This is a genomic window from Streptomyces sp. NPDC049970, from assembly GCF_040660235.1.
In the GTDB taxonomy this organism is placed as follows: domain Bacteria; phylum Actinomycetota; class Actinomycetes; order Streptomycetales; family Streptomycetaceae; genus Streptomyces.
The window spans coordinates 22,238-45,024 of sequence record NZ_JBFALP010000017.1; the positions used below are offsets into that span (position 1 = coordinate 22,238).

Genomic DNA, 22,787 nt, shown 5'->3' on the forward strand with positions numbered 1-22,787 from the left:
CGGGCCCGTCCGCGGGGTCGCGGACAGGCTTGATGCAGCACGGGGTACCGGAAGTTCCCGGCGGCGCGGGCGCACACCGGAATCGGACTCGTCCACTTCTCGTTCCCCCGTCACACACGTGAAGTCTGCTACCACCCTAGCCACTTCGCCATCTCCGCCCAACCGCACTTTCCGGCGAGAGATCTACTTCACTGAGGGCTCTCCCGGCGCGGTCCCCGCCGCAGCCGGACATCACGGACGACCGTGGCGGTACCGGCCACGACGCACACCAGGACGGCCGCGAGCACCAGGGCGTAGGTCGCGTAGCGCTCCCCGCGTTCCTGCGAGGTCTCGGACATCGCCAGGTGCGCCGGTTCGGGGGCCGGGGCCTTGGGCGGCGCCGGGTCGGGGTGCGCCGAGGCCGACGGGACGTCGTCCCTGCCCCCGGCGAGTGCCTCCACGGGGTCGATGACGCCCCATCCGACGTAGGCGTCGTGACCGTTGACCGAACGTTCTGCGGTCTGCTCGATCCGGGCGACGATCTCGGCGGGGGACCACGCGGGGTACTTGGCGACGAGGAGCGCCGCGACTCCCGCGACGTAGGGCGCGGAGAAGCTCGTGCCGTTGTCCGTGCACTGGCCGTTGCCGGGGACCGTGGAGACGATGTCCACGCCCGGCGCGGCCACGCCGACGAAGTCGCCGGCCTGCGAGAACGCGGCGCGCTCGTTGTTGCGGTCGGAGGAGGCGACCGCGAGGACGCCGGGGAAGGCCGCCGGGTAGGTCTCCTTCAGCCTGCCGTCCATGCCGTCGTTGCCCGCGGAGGCGACGACGACGATGTTCCGGGCGAGCGCCCTGGCGACGGCCCTGCCCAGTGCGGAGTCCTCGGCGAGCGGCTTGGTGGTGTCCTGGGAGATGTTGATGACCTCGGCACCCTTGGCGATCGCGTGGTCGATCGCGGTGGCCATCGTGGTGTCCTTGCCGCTGTTGTTCTCGTCGTTCTGCCGGATCGGGATGATGGTGGCCTCGGGGGCCAGGCCGACGAACCCGGTTCCCTCGCGGGGGCGGGCGGCGATGATTCCGGCGACCTTGGTGCCGTGGCCGACCTCGTCCGTGGTGCCGTCTGCGCTGCCACCCTTGAGCAGGTTGCGTCCGGCCGAGGCGTCGACTGCGTCCTTCAGCTGCGGGTTGGCGTTGTCCACGCCGGTGTCGATGACGGCGACCCTGACGCCCTTGCCCTTGGTGTCCTGCCACAGCTCGTCCAGCAGGACGCGCTGCAGGGGCCAGGGACGGCCCTCGAACTGCTCCTTCATCGGGAAGGTGCATTCGCCGCTGCCGTCCAGGACCGGCCGGGCATGGTCCCGCGGCCCCTCGGTGGCGTACGCGGCGTGCGGCGCCGCCAGCGCGGCGATGGCCGCCGTCAGCACTGCCGTCTTCCGGTACAACATCTGTTCCTCTCCCCCGTGTCCGTGCGCCGGCTGCGGCTACGAGCCCTGGGGCTGACGTGCGCTGTTGGTGTCGAGCCTGGGCCCCTTGGCCAGGAACTCCGACCAGGCGATCGGCACGAGCGAGGGGGTCACCTTCTCGTATCCGAGCCGGCTCTGCGCCTGACTCGCCTCGGGCCTGCCGTCCTGGGCCTGCTGGTCGGCGGTGCCGCTGCCGATGTCGGAGCGCTCGGCGTCGCTGTCGCCGTTCGCCTGGACCGCGTACCGCAGTCCGGTGTCGGTCACCAGGAAGAGCGACCCGTCCGGCTTGGTCTGCTCGCCCCGGACCTGGGTGTAGAGCAGCCCGCTGCCCGGGGTGACGTAGGTACTGGTTCCTCCGGCGTTGATGGAGGCGGGGTAGGCGTCGCCGGCCCAGGTGCTCAGGGTCGTACGCCCCTTGTCGTCGACCTTGCGCAGGACACTGCACACCGTGTCGCGACTGCCGCCGCCGTCGGTCGAGTTGACCTGCCTGGTTCTGTGGGCGGGCCAGTCGGACGGCTGGCCCGCGAACGTGCCGGCGTCCGGCACGAAGTCCTGGAGGCCGACGGCGCGGGCCTCGCCCTCGAGGTTCAGCTGCGCCGTCTGGGGCGAGTTGACCAGCAGCCAGGCGGTGAACTCGGAGACGGGCTGGACCTTGCCGTCCAGGACGACGTGGTACGTCATGCCCTCGCCGGTCCTGGTCCGCAGGACCGTGCCGACCTTGTTCTCCTCCGTGGAGAGCTGGCCCTGGATGTGGGCGGACGCGCCGACGGTGCCCGGAATGCGCGGGAAGACGAGTGGGTCGCCCTCGTGCAGGGTGGCGAGCCAGTCGTCGGTGACGGCCTGCGGCCGCCTGCTGCCGACGAGGGCGTTGGTCAGGTGGCCCTGGTCCGCGGTGCTCTCGTCGATGCGGTACTTGGTGCCGCTCGCGTCGACGAGGTACCGGGCCTTGTCCTGGCCCTGGACGTAGAGCGCCTGGCCGCCGTCGAGCCGGTTCGAGTCATCGGTCAGCTTGTTGTCACGTTCGGCGAAGACGAAGGCCGCCTTCTGCACGCTGTTGCCCTTGCCGCCGGGCTGTTCACAGACCGCCCACCGCTTGGCGCTGCCCGCGTCCGAGGCCTCCGGCAGGCGGTCGGGGGCGTACGGGATGCCGAGGATCGGACCGCGCGGGGGCCTGCCCGCGTCGAGGATGTCGTCGCCGACCTGGACGACGTCGAACTGCTGGGGCGTGAGGAGGAGACGGGCGGACGCGAGGTTCAGCACCGGGTGGAGGAGGGTCTTCTTCCGCTTGCCGTCGCGCGTCTCCAGCACGACGTAGCGCGTGGTGGACTTCTTGCCGACGATCACCTTGGTGCCGGGCTTGTCCCAGTCCTTCGGCGCGGTGGGCTTGAACATCCCCCAGGCACCGAAGCCGGCCAGCACGAGGGCTCCCACGATCAGGCTCGGGACGACGGCGCGCAGGGGCCGCGGAGCGCCCTCCTCGGTACCCGTGGGCGAGGGTTGGAGGAATGCGGCCACCGTGCGCTTCTTCGCAAAGGTGTACGCGTTGAGCTCGTCCCGCCGTGATGCCATGAGTGCGTCTGTCTCCCGTGTCTCCCCGTGCGGCCCAGGAGCGTGCGCGTCCCCGTCCCCTGTGCCGGACCCGGATGCCGGACCCTGTCGCCGGACCGGCCCCCTACTATGCCTGCTGACCGTGTGCGCCGACGGGGCGGGTAGGGTGATCCAGCCGCCGAAGGCCCGGCGGGAGCGGGGCGATCGGGTCGAGTTGGGGCCTTATGAACGGGGGAATGCCGGAATGATGGCTTCCGCGACGCGGACACGTCCGGCCGGGAACACACAGCCGTCCGGAGGACCCGGGACGGGCCGCCGGGGCTCCTCCCGCCGCGGTCCGCACACCTCTCCGAGCGGCACCCAGGGCCCCGCCGGGGCAGCGGCCCCTCGACTGAACGGACGTGCCGGACAGATCGGTTCGTTCCGATTGCAACAGCTCGTACTGCTCGAAATCGCGGCGGCGCTGCTGGTGGCGGCCTGGGTGACCGAGCCGCTGCTGCTCGTACCGGCCGGCGCCCTCGCAGCGGTTCTGATCCTGCTCGCCGTGGTCCGCCGGCACCGCCGCTCGCTGCCGGAGTGGCTGGGCACCGTCCTCGCGCTGCGCGCCCGCGTCCGGCGGTCCGCCTCGCTGGCCGTGCCGGCGGGTACGGAACCGGGGCTGGCGCCCGCGGTGGAGTGCGAACCGGCCCTGCGCACCTACTCCTTCAGCGACCGTGACCGGCGCCCGGTCGGGATGATCGGCGACGGCACGTACCTCTCCGCCGTGGTCCAGGTCGAGTCGGACGCCACCGCCCTGCGGCCCGACCGCTCGGCGCGGCCGCTGCCCCTGGGCCTCGTACGGGAGGTACTGGAGGTCGACGGGATCCGGCTGGAGTCCGCGCAGATCGTGCAGCACACCCAGCCCGCTCCCGCCCCCCACCTGCCGCAGCAGTCGGTGGCGGCGCGCAACTACGCGCCGCTGCAGGCGCAGACGGGATCGCCCGCACTGCGGATCACCTGGATCGCGCTCAAGCTGGACCCCGAGCTCTGCCCGGAGGCCGTGGAGGCGCGCGGCGGAGGGATCGTCGGCGCGCAGAAGTGCGCGGTGCGCGCGGCGGACCAGCTGGCCAGCCGACTGACCGGCGCCGGCTTCCGGGCGACCGTGCTGACGGAGCAGGAGCTGACTTCGGCGATCGCGACCTCCGCGTGCGCCAGCCCGCTGGCGACGGCGCAGGCCGGCCGAACCGGGACGCCGGGCCGCCGGACGGAGGAGACCTCGCGCACCTGGCGCTGCGACGACCGGTGGCACACCAGCTACTGGGTCGGCCGTTGGCCGGCCCTGGGGGGCGGTGGTGCGTCCATGCCACAGCTGGTCGCGCTGCTCACCTCCATTCCCGCCCTGGCCACGACGTTCAGCCTGACGCTGGGGAACGCCGACCGCTCCGCGGTCTCGGTCACGGGGCATCTCCGCATCACCGGGCGCAGCGACGAGGAACTCGTCACGGCCCGTCACGAACTCGAGCGCACCGCACGCGGCGTCAAGGCCTCGCTGGTCAGGCTGGACCGCGAACAACTGCCCGGTGTGCTAGCCACACTGCCGCTCGGGGGTACCCGCTGATGTCCGCCACCTCGAGCGCCAGGTCCCGGCTGGGATTCGGCCTGATCGGCCCGCGCCGCGGCCGGCACACGGTGTCCTTCGACGAACTGGCCTCGCTCGCACTGCCCGTCGGGGACGACGGCACGGTGATCGGCGTGGACGCGCAGGGCCGGCCCGCCGTGCTGGGCATCAACCGCCCCACCCCGTACGAGGTGACGCTGATCGGCGGGCTGTGGACCGCGCAGGTGCTAGCCCTGCGCTCGGCGGCGACGGGTGCCCGGATCGCGGTGGAGACCGGCCGCGCCCAGGCCTGGACGGGCCTCGCACAGGCGGCGGGCGGTGGGCAGCCGTGCATATCGCTGCACGACGTCGGACGGGTGCCACCGCAGGGTGCGTCGGCCGGATCCCCCGTGGTCGTGGTGCGCGACTGCGGCATGCGCCCGCCGCGCGGGCGGGTGGTTGCCGGGCCCTGGCAGTCCGTGGTGACCCTGCTGCCGTATCTGAGCCCGGTGGCGCCCCGGCTGATGGGGAAGTCCGCCCTGGTCGGCGTGCAGCGCGTCTCCCCGGACGAGGCCACGCAGATCGGCCGGATCATGAACCTGCCGGCCGCCGAGACCCAGGCGCTGTCCACGCTGGCCGACGGCGTCACCCTCTGGTGCACCGGCCGGGACCGGCAGTTCGTGATGACCCAGGCCACCGACGCCGAGTCCGGGCTGCTGGGTGGCGCGCGGCGGATGGACTGAGGCGCGGCACGCCGCGCGGCGACGGTCGCGGTGCGGATCGCTGACGGCGCTGCTGCCTGTCGCTTCGCCACCGCCGCGGCCTCAACTGTGCGGCGGCTGTTGCCGTGCCGTTTCTGTTGCCGTGCCGCTGCCGGTGCGCGGAACGGCTCGCGTATCACGACCAGATGCACTTTTGGACCACTTCATCGCGGTCGCTCCTTCACACTTGGTTCACTTGTGACGTGACGTGACCTAATGGACAGTTCTTCCCTTGCGATACGGCCTGCCCCGGTGCACCCCATGGCGATTAGGGTGGGTGGGGCGCGGCAGAGGAACCTGCGGGCAGGCACTGCGCGTCGCAAGGGGGAGAGCCGGGCGGACCGGACATCGGGAACGGTCGCCCCCACCCACCACGGCACAAGGGTGCTCGACCACACCAGGAGGCAAAGTGAACGGCGATCGGGACGAGATCAACGGGGGATGGCACGTGCCCGTCGACGAGTCGTCCGACGCGGAGCCCGTGGAGATGACGGGTGAGTTCACCATCGACTACACCCCGCCCGCCTGGTACACGCAGAACGCGTCGGGGGACTCTTCGGGCGGGGCCGGATCACACCTGGCACCGCCTCCGCCGCCGCAGGGCGCGCCCATGGCCGTACCGGGGCTGCCGGCCTCCGGCGGTTTCGAGCCGGGCGGCCGTCCGGCTCCGGCGGCTCCGCCGGAAGGCGCGCCGGCGGCACACTCCGCCCGGCCCGCACCCCCGGCACACCCTTCGCCCTCCGCCGAGGCAGGGGCGCCCGGGGAGCCGGCATCCGGGAACGGCACGTCCGGGGCGTTCGGCGGGGGCGACGTGGAGAGCGGCGCCACCATGCGGTTCTCGCCGGCCGCGCTGAAGCGGGACATCGCGGAGCGCGAGGCGGCTGCCGAGACCGGGGCGCCCGGCGACGGTGACCGTACGGCCGAGCCGGCACCTGCGGCCACCGCGCCCGCTGCCGTGCCCGTCTCACCGGAAACCGAGCAGCAGGGACGCTCCGCACCGGAACCCGCCTCGCCCGAGGACGCGGCCGGGTCCGAGGCCCCTGTCGCGCGGCCGGACGAGCAGGGCCCGGAGAACCGCGAGGCAACCGGGACCTCCGACGCCCCGGAGTCCACGGAGACCGCCGACTCGACGGCGGGGGCCGACGACGCGCAGGCCGACGACGCCCGCGCGGCCGACGGACCGGTGGCGGGGCCGGCGGACGCACCGCGGGCCGAAGTGCCCCCCACGTCCCCGTCGCCCGTCGGCGCACCTCAGGCCGACGCACCGTCCGCCGCCCACGCACCGCAGGACGCCGTCCCGTCGGACGCGCCGGCCCCGTGGTCCCCCGCACCGCCCGCGCAGGGCGGCCTCCCGCCGCTGCCGCCCGCGTTCCAGCCCGCCGCACCGCAGCCGAACGCACCGCAGTCGGCGGAGCGGTGGCCGGCCCAGCGGCCGGAGCCCGCACCGTCCGGCGAGACACCGGGAGGGTACGGATTCCCGCGGCCCCCGGCAGTGGCAGTCCCGCCGGTGCCGCAGCAGCCGATGCACCCCGGCGCTCCAGCGCCGCAGGGCGGTTACGGCTTCCCGCAGGGATCCCAGCAGCCGGTTCCCACCGACGCGGCGCCGCCGCGGGCCGGCTACGGGTTCCCGCAGGGACCCCCGCCGCAGCCCGTGCACCACGACGCGCAGGCGCCGCAGGCCGGTTACGGCTTCCCGCAGGCACCTCCGCAGCCCTTCCCCGCGCAGAACGCGCCCCAACTGCCCCCCGCCGCACCGCCGCAGGGCGGTTACGGCTTCCCCGCTCCGCAACAGGCGTCCCAGGCACCGCAGTTCCCGGCACCGGGGCAGCGGAACGCACCCTTCCCTCCGCAGATCCCCCAGCAGCCGGCCCAGGGGGCGCCGAACCTGCCGGCACCGCAGCAGCAGCAGCAGCCCGAGGCGTATCAGCCCCAGCCGCCCGGCCCCCAGGCCCCCGTCGACCCGCGCACCGGCTCCGCCTGGCCGACGGCGGTGACGCACGACCAGCGCGAGCGCTCCGTGCCGGGCGCTCCGCTCGGTTACACGGCGGCGGTGGAGCTCTCCTCGGACCGGCTGGTACGCGGCAAGCAGAAGGCCAAGAGCAGCCGCAACCCCTCCGGTGCCTCCCGCTTCAAACTGGGCGGCAAGAAGGAGGAGATCGAGCGGCAGCGCAAGCTGGAGCTGATCCGTACGCCGGTCCTGTCCTGCTACCGGATCGCGGTCATCAGCCTCAAGGGCGGTGTCGGCAAGACGACCACGACCACCGCGCTCGGCTCCACCCTGGCCACCGAGCGGCAGGACAAGATCCTCGCCATCGACGCCAACCCGGACGCGGGCACACTCGGCCGGCGCGTTCGGCGTGAGACCGGGGCCACCATCCGGGACCTGGTGCAGGCGATCCCTTACCTGAACTCGTACATGGACATCCGCCGCTTCACCTCGCAGGCGCCCTCCGGTCTGGAGATCATCGCCAACGACGTGGACCCGGCGGTCTCCACCGCCTTCAACGACGAGGACTACCGCAGGGCCATCGACGTCCTGGGGAAGCAGTACCCGATCATCCTCACCGACTCGGGCACCGGCCTGCTCTACAGCGCGATGCGCGGCGTGCTGGACCTCGCGGACCAGCTGATCATCATCTCGACGCCGTCCGTCGACGGCGCCTCCAGCGCGTCCACGACGCTGGACTGGCTGTCGGCGCACGGTTACGCGGATCTGGTCCAGCGCTCCCTCACGGTCATCTCCGGTGTGCGCGAGACCGGAAAGATGATCAAGGTCGACGACATCGTGCAGCACTTCGAGACCCGCTGCCGCGGCGTGGTGGTCGTACCGTTCGACGAGCATCTGTCGGCGGGCGCCGAGGTCGATCTCGACATGATGCGCCCGAAGACCCGGGAGGCCTACTTCAACCTCTCCGCACTGGTGGCCGAGGACTTCCAGCGGGCCCAGCAGCAGCAGGGCCTGTGGACCTCGGACGGCAGCAACCCGCCGCCGCAGTTCGCCCCGCCGATGCCGGGACAGCAGCAGACGCCCGGTCAGCAGACGCCCGGTCAGCAAATGTCCGGTCAGCAGCCGTACCCGCCTCAGCCTCAGCCCGGACAGCCGCAGTACGGGCAGCCGCAGCCCGGACAGCCGTATCCGCCGCAGCAGCCGTACGCCGGTCAGCCTTACGGAGGGCAGCCGTACGGAGGACAGCCGCAGTACGGTGCGCAGCCCCAGTACGGCCAGCAGCCCCCGCAGCAGCCCGCCGCACCCCGGCAGCCGCAGTCGCCGTACCCCGGACAGGGCGTCCAGCAGGGTGGCCGGCAGCAGCAGCAGCCCCCGCAGGGGCAGTCGGGTGCGGGCCGGGCCGGGCCGCCGCCGGCACCGCCGCAGCACGATGGCCAGGCACATCAGTCCGGGCAGCCCGAACTGCATGGTCCCGTTCCGCCGGGGGGCCGGCACCAGCACCCTCCACAGCCGCCGTCGGCGCCTCAGCAGTAAGGCAGTAGAGGTCTAAACCAATGAGGGCTCGCACCGTTCACACGGTGCGGGCCCTCATCGCATTCCCGCAGACCACACGCGGTTTGGACGACCGTTGACGCGACTCGACCACCGCTGATAAACCTTCGCTTCACCGACTGGCGAACCAGAGATCTGCCCGCCTTCACCGTGCGAGTCATGACGCGAGGTCCACGTCCTATGGTCACAAGAGTCCCACCACGCTCGTCCCGCCCACGCGGCCGCCTGCGCATCCTTCTCGCCTCCGGGGCAGCCGCTCTGGCCCTGGCCGCCGGATCCGTCGTTCCCGGAAATCCGTTCGGCCCCACCCCGCCGGAGGCACACGCAGCCGACGGGAAGTCGACGCTCACGGTCGCGGTCGCGCAGAGCGTGGACTCCCTGAGCCCGTTCCTGGCCCAGCGTCTGCTCTCCACGAGCGTCCACCGGCTGATGTACGACTTCCTGACGAACTACGACGCCAAGGACAACCACACGGTCCCGGGTCTCGCCACCAAGTGGGAGCCCTCGGCGGACAAACTGACGTGGACATACACGATCCGGTCCGACTCCAAGTGGTCGGACGGTGAGAAGGCGACCGCGCAGGACGCGGCCTGGACCTTCAACAAGATGATGACCGACGAGGGCGCGGCGACGTCGAACGGCAGCTTCGTCTCCAACTTCAGGAAGGTGACCGCGCCGAGCCCCGACAAGCTGGTCATCGAGCTGAAGCAGCCTCAGGCGACGATGACGGCGCTGGACGTGCCCATCGTGCCCGAGCACGTCTGGGAGAAGGTCGGCGACTTCTCCAAGTTCAACAACGACACGAAGTTCCCGATCGTCGGGAACGGTCCGTTCATCCTTACGGACTACAAGGTCGACAGCTATGTGAAGCTCAAGGCCAACAAGGACTTCTGGCGGGGCGCCCCGAAGTTCGACGAGCTCGTCTTCCGGTACTACAAGGACCAGGACGCCGCCGTCGCCGCCCTCCGCAAGGGTGAGGTCTCCTTCGTCGCCGGCAGCCCGAGCCTGACCCCCGCTCAGGCCGCCTCCCTGAAGACGGCCGAGAACATCAAGGTGAACGACGCCCCCGGCCGGCGCTTCTACGCCCTGGCCACGAATCCGGGTGCGCGGACCAAGGACGGCAAGAAGTTCGGCGACGGGCACGCGGCCCTGCTGGACCAGAAGGTGCGTCAGGCGCTCTTCACCGCCGTGGACCGCACCACCATCATCGACAAGGTCTTCCAGGGCCACGCCGTGGAGGGCGAGGGCTACATCCCGCCCCGCTACGGCTCGTACTTCTGGAAGCCCGCGGCCGGGCAGAAGCACGCCTACGACCCGGCGAAGGCAGGCGCCCTCCTGGACGAGGCCGGCTACAGGAAGAACAGCGACGGCAAGCGGGCGGGCAAGGACGGCAAGCCGCTCGACTTCCGGATCCTGTGCCACGCCACGGACCCGAACGACAAGGCGATCGGCAAGTACCTCCAGGAATGGTGGGGCGACCTGGGCATCGGCCTGGACGTCGACTGCCGTGACAACGTCTCGGACCCCTGGTACGCGGGCGAGTACGACCTCGCGTTCGACGGCTGGTCCGTGAACCCGGACCCCGACTTCGTCATGTCGATCCACACCTGCGCGGCGCTTCCGGCCAAGCCGAAGGAGTCCGCGGCGACCGACAACTTCATCTGCGACAAGCAGTACGACGACCTCTACGCGAAGCAGTTGGCCGAATACGACCCCGCCAAACGGGCCGACCTCGTCAAGCAGATGGAGTCGCGGCTGTACGACACGGGGTACATGAATGTCATGGCGTACCCCAATGCCGTCGAGGCCTACCGGACCGACCAGATCAAGTCGATCACGACCATGCCCTCGGACGCGGGCAACATCTTCGGGCAGGACGGCTACTGGAGCTGGTGGTCGGCGGTCCCGGCCGCCGGTGCGTCGGGCGACTCGTCCGGCGACAGCGGCAGCTCCACCGGAGTCCTCATCGGTGTCGGTGTCGCCGTAGTCGTCCTCGCCGGTGGCGGGCTGCTGTTCGCCATGCGTCGTCGTTCCACCGCGGAAGACCGTGAATAGTCCATGAGCACAGAAAGCACTCCCGCGCTCCTGAAGGGCGCGGCGGGCGTGGACGCTGTGCAGACCGACGGTCCGGCTCCGGCCGGGCCGTCGGCCCGCAGCCCACGCGCACGCGGCACCACCGCGTACCTCCGGTACACGGCGGGCAAGCTGGCCGGTGCGGCCGTCTCGCTGTTCGCCGTGCTCGTCACCAGCTTCTTCCTGTTCCGCCTGATCCCAGGTGACCCGGTCAAGCAGATGACCGGCGGCCGGCAGGTGTCGAGCGAGCAGATCGCAGCGATGCGGAAGGAGTTCGGCCTGGACCTGCCGCTCTGGCAGCAGTTCACCGAGTACTGCGGCAAGGCCCTGACCGGGGACTTCGGTACGTCGTACCAGTTCCGCGCCCCCGTCATGGACAAGATCAGCGAGGCACTGCCCGCGACGCTGCTGCTCACCGGCACCGCGTTCGTGATCTACACCGTGATCGGCATCTGGCTGGGTGCCAGGTCCGCCTGGCGCAACGGTTCGGCCGGTGACCGCTTCCACACCGCCTTCGCGCTGACCCTGTACTCGGTGCCCTCGTTCTGGCTCGGCCTGCTGCTGATCATCACCCTGTCGGTGGGCATCGGGCCCGTCCCCGGCATGTTCCCGACCGGGGGCATGGAGTCCGGCAGCGAGAGCGGTCTCGGCTACGTCCTGGACGTGGCCCACCACCTGGTGCTGCCGGTCGTCACCCTCGTCGCGGTGGAGTACGCGCGCACCCTCCTCGTGATGCGGTCCTCGCTGCTCGACGAGATGGGGAGCGACTACCTGACCACAGCTCGGGCGAAGGGCCTGCGCGACGACCTCGTGCGCCGCCGCCACGCCGTGCCGAACGCGATGCTGCCGACGGTGACACTGCTGTTCGTCAACCTCGGCAACACGGTGGCGGGCGCCATCCTGGTGGAGACGGTGTTCTCCTGGCCGGGCCTGGGCGGTCTCTTCTACCAGGCACTCAGCGTGCCCGACCTGCCGCTCGTGCAGGCGCTGTTCTTCGTCTTCGCCGCCGCGGTGATCCTGATGAACACGCTCGCCGATGTGATCTATCCGCTCCTCGATCCCCGGGTGGGCCGATGACGACGACCACGACCGACGCCGCGCCGCCCGTCGGCCCCCGCGCGCTCGCCTGGACCCGCAGGCGGCAGGCCGCCGCCCGCTTCTGGCAGCAGTACCGCGGCCACCGGGCAGGCATGGCGGGCCTCGCCGTGCTCGCCCTGATCGCCCTCGTCGCGCTGGCCGCCCCGCTGCTGGTGGGGGCGGACTCGCAGAGCGTCACGGGCGCGCCCGGCGGGCCGCTCGAATCGCCGAGCGCCGAGTTCCCCCTCGGCACCGACCAGTTCGGCCGCAGTCTGCTCGCCCTGCTGGTGTGGGGTACACGGGTGTCGCTGACGGTCGGCCTGCTGGCCGCCTTCCTGTCGGTGGCCATCGGGACGCTGGTGGGGATCACCGCCGGTCACTTCAAGGGCTGGTACGGCAACGTCGTCATGCGGATCACCGACTGGTTCCTGGTGATGCCCACGCTGGTGCTCGCCATCGCGCTGGCCACCGTGCTCTCCCGGTCCCTGTGGACGACGATCCTCGCCATCGGCGTGACGACCTGGCCGACGACCGCGCGGCTGGTGCGCGCGCAGACCCTTTCCGTGGAGTCACGCCCGTACATCGAGCGTTCCAAGGCGCTCGGCGGCGGGCACCGCCACATCATGTCGCGCCACGTGCTGCCGAACGTGATGCCGCTGGTGCTCGCGCAGACCACGCTGGTGATCTCCACCGCCATCCTCACCGAGGCGACCCTCGCCTTCCTCGGGCTCGGCGATCCCACGATCGTCTCCTGGGGCGGGCTGCTCCAGGACGCCCGTGAGGCCGGAGCGGTCAGCTCCGGTGACTGGTGGTACCTCGCTCCGCCCGGACTCGCCATCGCGGTCGTCGCCCTCGCGTTCACGCTGTGCGGCCGCACCATCGAGTCCGTGCTCAACCCCAAGCTGGGGGTGTCCCGTTGACCGCTGTGAAGACCGAGAGCGTCGAGAGGCCGGAGACCGGGCAGCCGTTGCTCGAAGTCCGGAACCTGCATGTCACCTACGGCTCGGGGGCATCCGCCGTCCCCGCCGTACGCGGTGTCGACCTGCGGGTCGAGGCCGGCCAGAAGCTCGGCATCGCCGGGGAGTCCGGCTGCGGGAAGTCGACGCTGGCGCTCGCGCTGCTGCGGCTGCTGCCCGCGTCCGCGACCCTGAGCGGCGAGATCCTGCTGGACGGCGAGGACATCCTCACCATGAAGTGGGGCCGCCTGCGGGCCGTGCGCTGGGCGGGGGCGTCGATCGTCTTCCAGGGCGCGATGCACTCGCTGAACGCCGTGCACCGCATCGGTGACCAGATCGCCGAACCGATCCTGCTGCACCGCAGGGCGACCCCCGCCGCCGCGCGGACGCGCGCCGGCGAACTGCTGGAACAGGTGGGGCTGCCGGCGGCCCGCGCGGACGCCTATCCGCACGAGCTGTCGGGCGGTCAGCGCCAGCGCGTGATGATCGCGATGGCGCTGGCCTGCGACCCGCGGCTGATCATCGCCGACGAGCCGACCACGGCACTCGACGTGATGATCCAGGCCCAGATCCTGCGGCTGATCGAACAGCTCGTCAGCGACCAGGACCTCGGGCTGATCATGATCAGCCATGACCTGGCGGTCCTCTCCGACACCTGCGACCGGCTCTCGGTGATGTACGCGGGCCGGGTCGTCGAGGAGGGCCCGGCCAAGCAGGTCTACGAGAGCGCCAGGCACCCCTACGGCAGCGCCCTGTCCGCCGCGTTCCCGCGCATCGGCGACCTCGCGTCCCGGCACGCGCCACGCGGTCTGCCGGGCGACCCGCCGGACCCGTCCGCGCTGCCCTCCGGCTGCACGTTCCATCCGCGCTGCACGGCGGCACTGGACTCCTGCGCCACCGAGGACCAGGAACTGCGGGACGCCGGCCCCTCGCGGCGGGCGGCCTGCGTGCTGGTGGGGACGGACGTCATCGCGGCGCCCTCCCCGCACGGCGGCACCGAGGAAGCAAGGAGCACCTCATGACCACCACTCCCCCGGTTCCCCTGCTCAGCGCCGAGTCGCTGAAGGTCGCCTTCCCCGGCCGGCGCGGGGCGGCGACCGCGCGTGCGGTCGACGGGGTCGACCTCGACATCCGGCCCGGCGAGATCGTCGCCCTGGTCGGCGAGTCGGGCTGCGGGAAGACGACGCTGGCCAGGTCGCTGCTCGGCCTGGTGCCGCCCACGTCGGGCCGGGTCACCTTCGGCGGTGAGCCTCTGGACTACGCGGGCCGGGCGCTCAAGGCGTACCGCAAGCGGGTGCAGTTGGTGCTCCAGGACCCGAGCGGCTCGCTCAACCCGCGCCACACGGTGTACGACGCGGTGGCGGAGGGCCTGCGCATCCACGGCTACGCGGGCGACGAACGGGCGGCCGTGTCCGGGGCACTGGCGCGGGCGGGTCTGCGGCCCCCGGAGCGCTTCTTCCTGCGCTTCCCGCACGAGCTGTCCGGCGGTCAGCGTCAGCGCGTCGTGATCGCGGGCGCGCTGGTACTGGAGCCGGAGCTCATCGTCGCGGACGAGCCGGTCGCCTCGCTGGACGCCTCCGTGCGCGGCGAGATCCTGGCGCTGCTGCTCCGGCTGCGCGACGAACTGGGCCTGTCGGCGCTGGTGGTGACGCACGATCTGGGGCTGGCCTGGAACATCGCGGACCGGGTGGCCGTGATGTATCTCGGCCGGATCGTGGAGACGGGCGACGTGGAGCAGATCCTCACGGCTCCTCGCCATCCGTACACCCAGGCGCTGCTGTCCGTGCTGCCGGAGGCCGACGGCGAGCCGGTGATCCTGACGGGTGAGCCCCCGGACCCCTCCAAGGTGCCGCCCGGCTGCCGCTTCCACGCCCGCTGCCACATCCTCGCGTCGGGTGAGGCCGATCGCGCCGGAGTCGCCGACGCGTGCCGTACGCGTGATCTGCCGGTGCTGGCGGGCGACGGCCGGACGGGGGTCGCCTGTCACTGGGCCGCGGTCGAGGCGGCCGAGGTCCTCTAGGCCACCGGGCCGGGGCGGCGCCGGGTGTGGTGGATCGCACCGGACAGTTCGGCGAGGGGCCGGCCCGTACCGCCCCAGTGGTGCTGGATGATCTCCGCCGCGATGGACACGGCCGTCTCCTCCGGTGTGCGGGCCCCGAGGTCGAGACCGACGGGTGAGGCGAGGCGGGCCAGTGCCGCCTCGCCCACCCCGGTCTCCCGCAGCCGCTCCAGACGGTCCGCGTGGGTGCGGCGGCTGCCCATCACACCGATGTACGCGGCCGGGGTCCGCAGTGCGGCGGCCAGCAGCGGAACGTCGAACTTCGGGTCGTGCGTCAGGACGCAGACGACCGTGCGCCCGTCCACCGGGGTCGATTCCAGATAGGTGTGCGGCCAGGCGCAGACGACCTCGTCGGCCGTGGGAAAGCGTTCCCGGGTCGCGAAGGCGGGGCGGGCGTCGCAGACCGTCACCCGGTAGCCGAGGAAGGACCCGATCCGTGCGGTCGCCGCCGCGTGGTCGATGGCTCCGAAGACGAGCATGCGGGGCGGCGGTGCGTGGACGTCGACGAAGACGGTGACGTCCTGCATCCGGCGCTCGCCGTGCGCCCCGTAGCGGCCGCTGCCGGTCAGGCCCTGGGCGAGCAGTCCGCGCGCGTCGTCGGTGACGGCGGCGTCGAGCCCCGCGTCCCCGAGTGTCCCGGCGGCGCGATCGGCGAGGACGGTACGTCGTGCTCCCTGCGGCGCCGCGCCGGACACCACCGTGGCCACCGCGACGGGCTCCCCGGCGGAGATGAGGTCGACCAGCCCCCGGAGACTGTCCCGGTCGGCCTCCTCGGTGAACGGCCGCACCAGGACGTCGATCGTTCCGCCGCAGGTCAGGCCCGCGCCGAAGGCCTCGTCGTCGCTGATGCCGTACGTCCGCAGCTGGGCGCGGCCGGTACTGAGGGCCTCGGTGGCGACCTCGTACACGTCGCTCTCCACGCAGCCCCCGGAGACGCTTCCCACCACCTGCCCGGCGGCGGTCACGGCCATCACGGCGCCGGGGGCCCTGGGGGCACTGCCCCGCACGGCGACGACGGTGGCCAGGGCGAAGGGGGTACCGGCGGCGTGCCAGTCACGCAGTTCCGACAGCAGTTCACGCACGTGCGGACTCCTCCCGGTTCGGCGGCTCGTCCTCCCGACGATGCCCCGGTCCCGGCGTGCTCACCACAGGACGGCGTCGGACGGGTCCCGGCGTGGGCACCACAGCACGGCGTCAGGAGCGCTCGTACGCCGCGATCAGTTCGCTGCACCGCTTCACGTCGGCGGCCATGGCGACGAGCAGGTCGTCGATCGACTCGAACTTCAGCATGCCGCGCACGTAGGCGAGGAAGTCCACCGACACGTGCAGCCCGTACAGGTCGAGGCCGACGCGGTCGATCGCGTACGCCTCGACGGTCCGCTCGGTGCCGTCGAACTGCGGGTTCGTGCCGACGGAGATCGCGGCGGGCATCGCCTCGCCGTCCACCGTGAGCCAGCCGGCGTACACACCGTCGGCGGGGATCGCGGTGTGCGGCAGGGTCTCCACGTTCGCCGTGGGGAAGCCCAGCTCACGGCCGCGCTGCGCGCCGCGCACGACGACGCCCTCCACCCGGTGCGGGCGGCCGAGGATCTCCGAGGCGCCCTCCACGTCGCCCTCGGCGACGAGACGGCGGGTCAGCGTGGACGAGAACGGCTCACCGCCGCCCGCCTCGCCGCTCACGAAGAGGTCGATGACCTCGACGCTGTAGTCGTACGTGGGACCGAGCTCCGCCAGGAGTGCGACGTTGCCCGCGGCCCGGTGTCCGAAGCGGAAGTTCGGGCCCTCGATGACGAGCCGCGCGTGCAGCTTGTCGACGAGCACCTTCACGATGAAGTCGGTGGGCGCGAGCTTGGAGAACTCGGCGGTGAACGGCAGGATCAGCACCGCGTCCACGCCGAGGTCCGTCATCAGCTCGGCGCGACGGGTGTGCGGGGCGAGCAGCGGCGGGTGCGTCCCGGGGCGGACGACCTCGCTGGGGTGCGGGTCGAAGGTGACGACGACGGAGGGCACGCCTAGCTCCCGCGCCCGCTCCACGGCACGGCCGATGATCAGCTGGTGCCCACGGTGCACCCCGTCGTAGGAGCCGATGGTGACGACGCTGCGTCCCCAGCCCTCGGGGATGTCATCCAAGCCACGCCAGCACTGCACTGTGACCGCTCCTCATTCGAACCCTTGTACGTGTGTATGTGATTACGCAGGTCTAAGACTGCCATGCTCACGTCCTGCGGCCCGCATCGGCATCGGGATCCCCGACCGGGTGCCGTCCAGCGTCTCCATGGTCCGTCCGGCGCAGGGCCCCACCACGGCGGCCCATTCCTGAGGGGCGTCGGCCAGCCACCCCGTGACGAGGGCGGCGAATCCCGGAACCTCCCGGGCGAGTTCGACGAGACCGCGGTCGAAGCGGGCCGCTCCCTCGGGCGTCCGGACGAGGAGCATCCCCGTGCGGTGCACCAGCGCCCGCGTACGGGCCTCGGGGCGGTGCCCGGAATCGGCGGCGGCGGCCCGCAGCAGCGCCTCCAGCACCTCCGGGTCCCTCCCGGTGCTCTGCTCGAACTCCAGCAGGACCTCCAGCAGCTCGGCCCGCAGGGGCCTCGATGCCCCGCTCCCGGGAGCGGCGAGGACCCGGGCCAGCGCGGCGCGTACGGACGGTGGTGCGGGGCGGTCCCGGAGCAGGCCGGTCACCAGGGGCAGCAGCAGGGCGCGGGCGGCGGGGCTGTGCTCCAGCCTGAGCTCGACGTACGCGGCGGTCTGCGCCCCTCCGTCGCCCCCGGTGCGGCTGTCGATGTACTGGCGTACGAGGCCCGGGGCGTGCAGCGCGAGGGCCGGGGTGTCCAGGCCGGCGAGCTCCCGCAGCACGGCGTCGGCGGCCTCCCCGGGCAGCGCGAGCCGGGCACGCAGCGCGGCGAGCACCGGCTCCGGGTGCCTCGGGAACACCTCTGTCAGCAGGCCCAGCGGCAGCCTCGGGTCCCCGGCGGCGAAGATCCGCAGGGCCTGCGGCAGGTAGCGGCCACCGGTCCCCGGATCGCGTACGAGGACGGTGAGTGCCCTGGCGTGCAGGGCCCTGTCGTCCGGGCGGCCCAGCAGGGTGAGCGCGGCGCCCCGCAGCAGGGCACGGTCGGCGCCGGTGAGCGTGCGTGCGGCGGTGCGCGTGGCGTGGACGGCGGCCGCGGCCCGGCGCCCGGGCCGCTCCTCGTCCCGCGCCCAGCGGTCGACGGCCCTGCACAGCGCGGACGGCTCGTCCTCGGCGAGCGCGGAGAGCAGTTCGGCGGCGCGGGGGTGGGAGGTGTCGACGAGCGCCTCGGTCAGGTCGTCGACGGCGAGGTCCCGGCGGGCGTAGAGGAGGGCCTGGGCCGCGGCGGCCACCGTGATCCGCATCGGCACGCCCTCCTCGGCGGGCAGCGGGCTCTCGTCGGTGAACCAGCGGCAGAGCAGCGGCTGCACGGTTCCGGGGTCGGCGGCCAGGCGCCGGGCCACGGCGTCCAGGTACCGCCCGCCGCCCTCCACGCGCCGTACGCCGTCGGCGGGCAGGAGCCGGCGCAGGAGGTCGATCCGGTCGGCCTCGGGCAGCCTGGTCCGGCACCAGAACCACGGTCCGAACCCGGCGTAGGGTCCGAGCGCGGCGGGCCCGCCTCCGGACACGGAGCGCCGGGTGATCCGCCCGGTGAGGACGCGCAGCACTCCGAGGTAGGGGCGGGCGTCGGGCACCCTGAGCAGGCTCTCCCGGAGCAGGTGGGCGGCCCACCAGGCGGCGTCGGGGTTCCGGGGCTCCGTGCCCAGACGGTCGGCCGCCTCGATCAGGTCCGCCATCCGGTGCGCCAGCGCCGCGGAGCCGTGCCGCCGCTCCAGCAGGAGCATCGCCTGGATCACCGGGCCGGTGCGGTGGCGCGGCACGGGGAGGTTGCGTGGTTCCTCCTGGCCGGACGCGGGCGCCGGGACGGGCGGTTCGGACGCGGCCGGCGGCCGCCCCTCGGTGGCCGGTGCGGCGGCCCCGTCGGGCACCTCCGCGTGCCAGCGGTGGACGAGGGCGCCGAGCGCGGCGTCCAGGTCCAGATGGGCACCCTGTACCCAGTCGCCGAACTCCTCGTGGGCGAAGCGGTACCCCGCACCGGCGGGGACCAGGAGCCCCTCGGTGAGAACCGCCGAGGCCCACCCGGTGCGCCAGGGGAAGATCTCCTCGAACGCCGCCCGGTCCAGTTCGCCCTGGCCGGGGCCGAGGCAGCGCCTTGCCGCCTCGTGGACCTGTCCGGCGGCCTTCGCGGCCAGTCTGCGGACCTGTGTGCCCCGGAGCCTGGGTTCGGACTGGGCGCCGATCCGGACGGCGATCCGGACGCAGGCCAGGTCCAGGTGGGCCGCGAAGACCTCCTCCGTGCCGGGTCTGCCGGGCACGTCGGGGGGCAGCGCCTTACGGACCTCGGCGAGCAGGCGCAGGGTGAGGGGGTGGCGGTCGTGGCCCGGCGCGATCGTGCCGGGCGGGATGCCGTAGCGCTCCCGGGCACGTTCGGCCTGGTCGGCCGTGAGGTCCCCGAGCCGGACCGCGGCCGGCAGCCCTCCGGCGGGCCGCTCCGGCCGGTGCAGGGCTCCCGGCGGGTAGAGGGCGCCCGCGGTCTCCCAGTGTTCGGGGCGGCACCCGACGACCATCCGCACGCCGTGCGAGCGGAGCCACTCGGCCGTGGCCGTGGTCCACGCGGCGAGCCGGTGGGCCAGCAGGGGCGGCATCTCCTCGGGGCCGTCCACGACGACGAGCAGCGGGTTCCCCGACCCGGCCGCGAGGCGGGCCACCAGCTCCGGAGTGGCCGCCGCCATGTCGCCACGGGCCCCGGCCGCGGTGATGATCCTCCCGGAGCGTTGCAGCGCCCGTGCCATCGCGTCGGCGACCGAGGTGTCGTCGGCCAGCAGGTCGGCTCCGCGCAGCCAGAGCGTGAGGGCGGGGACGGTACCGCGGGCCCTGCGTCCCGCCAGCGCGGCCAGCTCGGTGCTGCGGCCGGTACCCGATGCGCCGACGAGCCCGAGCACGGGTCCCGTACCGGTCTCGAAGGCGGTGAACTCGGCGCTCACCCTGGGGCGTTCGACGATCTCCACGCCGCCGGGGCGGCCGTCGGCGTGGCCGAGCGAGGTGGCGGTCAGCTGGAGCGCTCCCGCCAGGTTGAGGTCGCGGCCGTATCCCGGGACACAGCTCGCGTTGCGCCGGAGCACCTCGGCCAGCGGGCCCGGCGCCCCCGGTCCGGCCAGCGGCACCGCCAGCCCGGCCGTCTCCCGTCCCGCGCTCAGGGCGGTCGAGAGGACCCCCAGGACCGCTCCGGTGCCGGGGTCGGTGACGGGTCCGCCGACGGCGGCGCCGCCGGACCGCAGGGCGTCCCGCCCGTCCGTGCCGAGAGCGAGCTCCAGTGCCTCGTCCACCGGATGCTCACGTCCGCCCTCCGAGTACGTCGCCGGAATCGTCCCGAGCACCCGTGCCTCGCGCCAGCCGTGGGCGGCGATCCGTACGTAGGCGCCCGTCCCGATCCGCTCGCGTACGGCGATGGGGAGCGGATCCACCCCCAGCGCCTCCGGTCCGCCGGTCCGCAACAGGGCCAGACCCAGTCCGGGCAGGGCGGTGACGTCGCCGGGACCGACCACGCAGGTGCGGCCGTCGGAGGCGTGAAGCGTCAGCGGGACGGGGAGCGCGACGGCCTGGTGGCTGGTGACGACGGTGCCAAGGTCGTCCGCGACGAACCCCGTCCCCCGCGGCCGGCCGGCCTGATCGCAGATCTTCACAAGTTTCGACCGGTCCCCGCTGCCCATGGGTCAGACGGTAGATCCGGAGTGATCCGCACAGGAAACCCAGGTGGCGAAAGCGCCCCCCTCGCACCCCTCTCCCACTCCGAGCGCCCGCCCATTGGGGTGAATCAGCGGGTTTCTGTGGACAGGGATGGTCCGGAGAGGGGGGACCGTGGAGCGGGCGGCACCCGGGGGGCCCGCCCGCTCCACGGCGGGGCCCGGAGGCACTCCCGGGCCCCAAGCGCTTCAGGCGAAGACGGCGAGGCTCTTGGCCTTGCCCTTCTCCTCCTCGACGAGCACCAGGAAGGTCCCGTCGGGCCCGAAGACCCCGACCGGCCCCGGCGGGTACGCCGGCATGTCCAGCCGTACGCCGTTGAGCAGCAGCCGGGCACGCTTCTCGTCCACGTCCCAGCGCCGGAAGGCCGAGGCGGCCGCCTCGGCCACCGGCATCACGGTCAGCTTCTCCTGATGCTGGTCGAGCGTCCGCGCCGCGTCGAGGCCGTACGGGCCGACGCGGGTGCGGCGCAGCGCGGTCAGATGACCGCCGACACCGAGCCCGGCACCCAGGTCCCGGGCCAGGGCCCGGATGTACGTGCCCGAGGAGCAGACCACCGAGACGACCAGGTCGACGACCGGCGTCCCGTCCTCGGCGACCTCCTCGCGGACGTCGTGGACGCGGAAGGAGGAGATGGTCACCGGGCGGGCCGGGATCTCGAACTCCTCACCCCCGCGGACCCGTGCGTAGGACCGCTTCCCGTCGATCTTGATGGCGCTGACCTTGGACGGCACCTGCATGATCGGGCCGCTCAGAGCGGCTACCCCGGCGTCGATGCCCTCCCGGGTCACTCCCGAGGCGTCGGTGGCCGAGATGATCTCGCCCTCCGCGTCGTCGGTGACGGTGTCCTGGCCGAGCCGGATCGTCCCCAGGTACTCCTTCTCCGTGAGCGCGAGATGGCCGAGGAGCTTGGTCGCCCGCTCGACACCGAGCACGAGGACACCGGTCGCCATGGGGTCCAGCGTGCCGGCGTGGCCGACCCGCCGGGTGCGGGCGATGCCGCGCATCTTGGCCACGACGTCGTGCGAAGTGAAGCCGGACGGCTTGTCCACGATGACAAGCCCGTCCGGCGTCTTCTCCTGCTTGTTCTGCGTCATGCGGAAGGCGAGTCCCCGTCGTTCTCGTCGGACTCGTCCTCCGGCTTGCGGTACGGGTCGGCGTCACCGGCGTACGCGGCACCCGAGGACACATCGCGCACCTTGGCGTCCGAGGCGCGTGCCCGGTCGAGCAGGTCCTCGATCGCCTTGGCGTTGTCCGGCAGGGCGTCCGCCACGAAGGCCAGGGTCGGGGTGAACTTCGTCCCCGCCGCGGCGCCGACCGCAGACCGGAGAATGCCCTTGGCGCTCTCCAGACCCGCGGCCGCGCTGGCCCGCTCCTCGTCGTCCCCGTAGACCGTGTAGAAGACCGTGGCCTCCCGCAGGTCGCCGGTGACACGGGTGTCCGTGATGGTCACGTGCGTGCCCAGACGCGGGTCCTTGATACCGCGCTGCAGTTTCTCGGCGACCACCACCTGGATGAGGTCCGCCAGCTTCTTCGCCCGCGCGTTGTCGGCCACTGGTCCGTCTCCTTCTTCAACGTGCTCAATCGTCTTCGTCGCTGTGCAGCCGCCGCCGTACGGACAGCAGCTCCACTTCCGGCCGGCCCGCGATCATGCGTTCGCACCGGTCGAGTACGTCTGTGAGGTGTCCGGTGTCACCGGAGACCACGGCGAGGCCGATCTCGGCCCTGCGGTAGAGGTCCTGGTCGCCCGTCTCCGCGACACTCACCGCGAACCTGCGGTGGAGCTCGGCGACGATCGGGCGGACGACCGAGCGCTTCTCCTTCAACGACCGTACGTCGCCGAGGAGCAGATCGAAGGACAGAGTCCCCACATACATGTGTGCCCGGATGTCCCGCCGGTTCGGGGTAGTGCCCCGCCATCACTTGGCAGGTACACCAGAACCGTACACGGAACGGCAGGGGCCGATCGACGGAAATACGACCC

16 protein-coding genes are annotated in these 22,787 nt (G+C 72.6%); 8 read left to right on the forward strand and 8 right to left on the reverse strand.

Annotated elements, in window-relative coordinates:
• Positions 1–188: 188 nt before the first annotated feature.
• Positions 189–1,424: a type VII secretion-associated serine protease mycosin gene (gene mycP, locus AB0I83_RS25075; protein ID WP_363306223.1), complete on the reverse strand. Its 1,236-nt coding sequence runs from the start codon at positions 1,422–1,424 to the stop codon at positions 189–191.
• 36 nt (positions 1,425–1,460) lie between these two features.
• The gene (gene eccB, locus AB0I83_RS25080; protein ID WP_363306224.1) at positions 1,461–3,011 is read right to left on the reverse strand and encodes a type VII secretion protein EccB; all 1,551 of its coding nucleotides are present in this window, start codon (positions 3,009–3,011) and stop codon (positions 1,461–1,463) included.
• Positions 3,012–3,234: 223 nt separating this feature from the next.
• On the opposite strand from eccB, the gene eccE reads away from it, so the two are divergent.
• The 8 genes from eccE to AB0I83_RS25120 all read left to right on the forward strand — a co-directional run bounded on the left by eccE (position 3,235) and on the right by AB0I83_RS25120 (position 14,952).
• Positions 3,235–4,587: a type VII secretion protein EccE gene (eccE, locus tag AB0I83_RS25085; RefSeq protein ID WP_363306225.1), complete on the forward strand. Its 1,353-nt coding sequence runs from the start codon at positions 3,235–3,237 to the stop codon at positions 4,585–4,587.
• Entirely contained in the window at positions 4,587–5,309 is a 723-nt protein-coding gene (locus tag AB0I83_RS25090) for a hypothetical protein (protein ID WP_356535501.1), read from the forward strand. The genes eccE and AB0I83_RS25090 overlap by 1 nt, the downstream gene beginning before the upstream one ends.
• Positions 5,310–5,736: 427 nt before the next feature.
• Entirely contained in the window at positions 5,737–8,808 is a 3,072-nt protein-coding gene (locus AB0I83_RS25095; protein WP_363306226.1) for an SCO5717 family growth-regulating ATPase, read from the forward strand.
• A 198-nt stretch (positions 8,809–9,006) separates the two neighbouring features.
• Positions 9,007–10,881, forward strand: coding sequence for an ABC transporter substrate-binding protein (locus AB0I83_RS25100; protein ID WP_363306227.1), 1,875 nt, complete (start codon positions 9,007–9,009; stop codon positions 10,879–10,881).
• Between the two features lie 3 nt (positions 10,882–10,884).
• Positions 10,885–11,976, forward strand: coding sequence for an ABC transporter permease (locus tag AB0I83_RS25105; RefSeq protein ID WP_356535504.1), 1,092 nt, complete (start codon positions 10,885–10,887; stop codon positions 11,974–11,976).
• Positions 11,973–12,896, forward strand: coding sequence for an ABC transporter permease (locus AB0I83_RS25110; protein ID WP_363306228.1), 924 nt, complete (start codon positions 11,973–11,975; stop codon positions 12,894–12,896). The genes AB0I83_RS25105 and AB0I83_RS25110 overlap by 4 nt, the downstream gene beginning before the upstream one ends.
• Positions 12,893–13,954 carry an ABC transporter ATP-binding protein gene (locus tag AB0I83_RS25115; protein WP_363306229.1) on the forward strand — a complete coding sequence of 354 codons (1,062 nt, stop codon included), beginning with the start codon at positions 12,893–12,895 and terminating at the stop codon, positions 13,952–13,954. Before AB0I83_RS25110 ends, AB0I83_RS25115 begins: the two co-directional genes overlap by 4 nt.
• Positions 13,951–14,952, forward strand: coding sequence for an ABC transporter ATP-binding protein (locus AB0I83_RS25120; protein ID WP_363306230.1), 1,002 nt, complete (start codon positions 13,951–13,953; stop codon positions 14,950–14,952). Before AB0I83_RS25115 ends, AB0I83_RS25120 begins: the two co-directional genes overlap by 4 nt.
• On the opposite strand, the gene AB0I83_RS25125 is transcribed toward AB0I83_RS25120, so the two are convergent.
• The 6 genes from AB0I83_RS25125 to AB0I83_RS25150 all read right to left on the reverse strand — a co-directional run bounded on the left by AB0I83_RS25125 (position 14,949) and on the right by AB0I83_RS25150 (position 22,680).
• The gene (locus AB0I83_RS25125; RefSeq protein WP_363306231.1) at positions 14,949–16,073 is read right to left on the reverse strand and encodes an XdhC family protein; all 1,125 of its coding nucleotides are present in this window, start codon (positions 16,071–16,073) and stop codon (positions 14,949–14,951) included. The genes AB0I83_RS25120 and AB0I83_RS25125 overlap by 4 nt on opposite strands.
• Positions 16,074–16,185: 112 nt before the next feature.
• Positions 16,186–17,139, reverse strand: a complete 954-nt coding sequence (locus AB0I83_RS25130) for a bifunctional riboflavin kinase/FAD synthetase (RefSeq protein WP_356535509.1) — start codon at positions 17,137–17,139, stop codon at positions 16,186–16,188.
• A 42-nt stretch (positions 17,140–17,181) separates the two neighbouring features.
• The gene (locus AB0I83_RS25135) at positions 17,182–20,772 is read right to left on the reverse strand and encodes a serine protease (protein WP_363306232.1); all 3,591 of its coding nucleotides are present in this window, start codon (positions 20,770–20,772) and stop codon (positions 17,182–17,184) included.
• 222 nt (positions 20,773–20,994) lie between these two features.
• Positions 20,995–21,900, reverse strand: coding sequence for a tRNA pseudouridine(55) synthase TruB (truB, locus tag AB0I83_RS25140; RefSeq protein ID WP_356535511.1), 906 nt, complete (start codon positions 21,898–21,900; stop codon positions 20,995–20,997).
• Complete coding sequence (gene rbfA, locus AB0I83_RS25145; protein ID WP_363306233.1) at positions 21,897–22,358, reverse strand: 30S ribosome-binding factor RbfA; 462 nt, start codon at positions 22,356–22,358, stop codon at positions 21,897–21,899. Before rbfA ends, truB begins: the two co-directional genes overlap by 4 nt.
• 25 nt (positions 22,359–22,383) lie before the next feature.
• Complete coding sequence (locus tag AB0I83_RS25150; RefSeq protein WP_053929043.1) at positions 22,384–22,680, reverse strand: DUF503 domain-containing protein; 297 nt, start codon at positions 22,678–22,680, stop codon at positions 22,384–22,386.
• Positions 22,681–22,787: the final 107 nt, after the last annotated feature.

Coding starts and splice junctions, on each gene's coding strand:
- mycP (WP_363306223.1), bottom strand. CDS start 1,424: ATGTTGTACCGGAAGACGGCAGTGCTGACGGCGGCCATCGCCGCGCTG.
- eccB (WP_363306224.1), bottom strand. CDS start 3,011: ATGGCATCACGGCGGGACGAGCTCAACGCGTACACCTTTGCGAAGAAG.
- eccE (WP_363306225.1), top strand. CDS start 3,235: ATGATGGCTTCCGCGACGCGGACACGTCCGGCCGGGAACACACAGCCG.
- AB0I83_RS25090 (WP_356535501.1), top strand. CDS start 4,587: ATGTCCGCCACCTCGAGCGCCAGGTCCCGGCTGGGATTCGGCCTGATC.
- AB0I83_RS25100 (WP_363306227.1), top strand. CDS start 9,007: ATGGTCACAAGAGTCCCACCACGCTCGTCCCGCCCACGCGGCCGCCTG.
- AB0I83_RS25105 (WP_356535504.1), top strand. CDS start 10,885: ATGAGCACAGAAAGCACTCCCGCGCTCCTGAAGGGCGCGGCGGGCGTG.
- AB0I83_RS25110 (WP_363306228.1), top strand. CDS start 11,973: ATGACGACGACCACGACCGACGCCGCGCCGCCCGTCGGCCCCCGCGCG.
- AB0I83_RS25120 (WP_363306230.1), top strand. CDS start 13,951: ATGACCACCACTCCCCCGGTTCCCCTGCTCAGCGCCGAGTCGCTGAAG.
- AB0I83_RS25135 (WP_363306232.1), bottom strand. CDS start 20,772: ATGGGCAGCGGGGACCGGTCGAAACTTGTGAAGATCTGCGATCAGGCC.
- truB (WP_356535511.1), bottom strand. CDS start 21,900: ATGACGCAGAACAAGCAGGAGAAGACGCCGGACGGGCTTGTCATCGTG.
- AB0I83_RS25150 (WP_053929043.1), bottom strand. CDS start 22,680: ATGTATGTGGGGACTCTGTCCTTCGATCTGCTCCTCGGCGACGTACGG.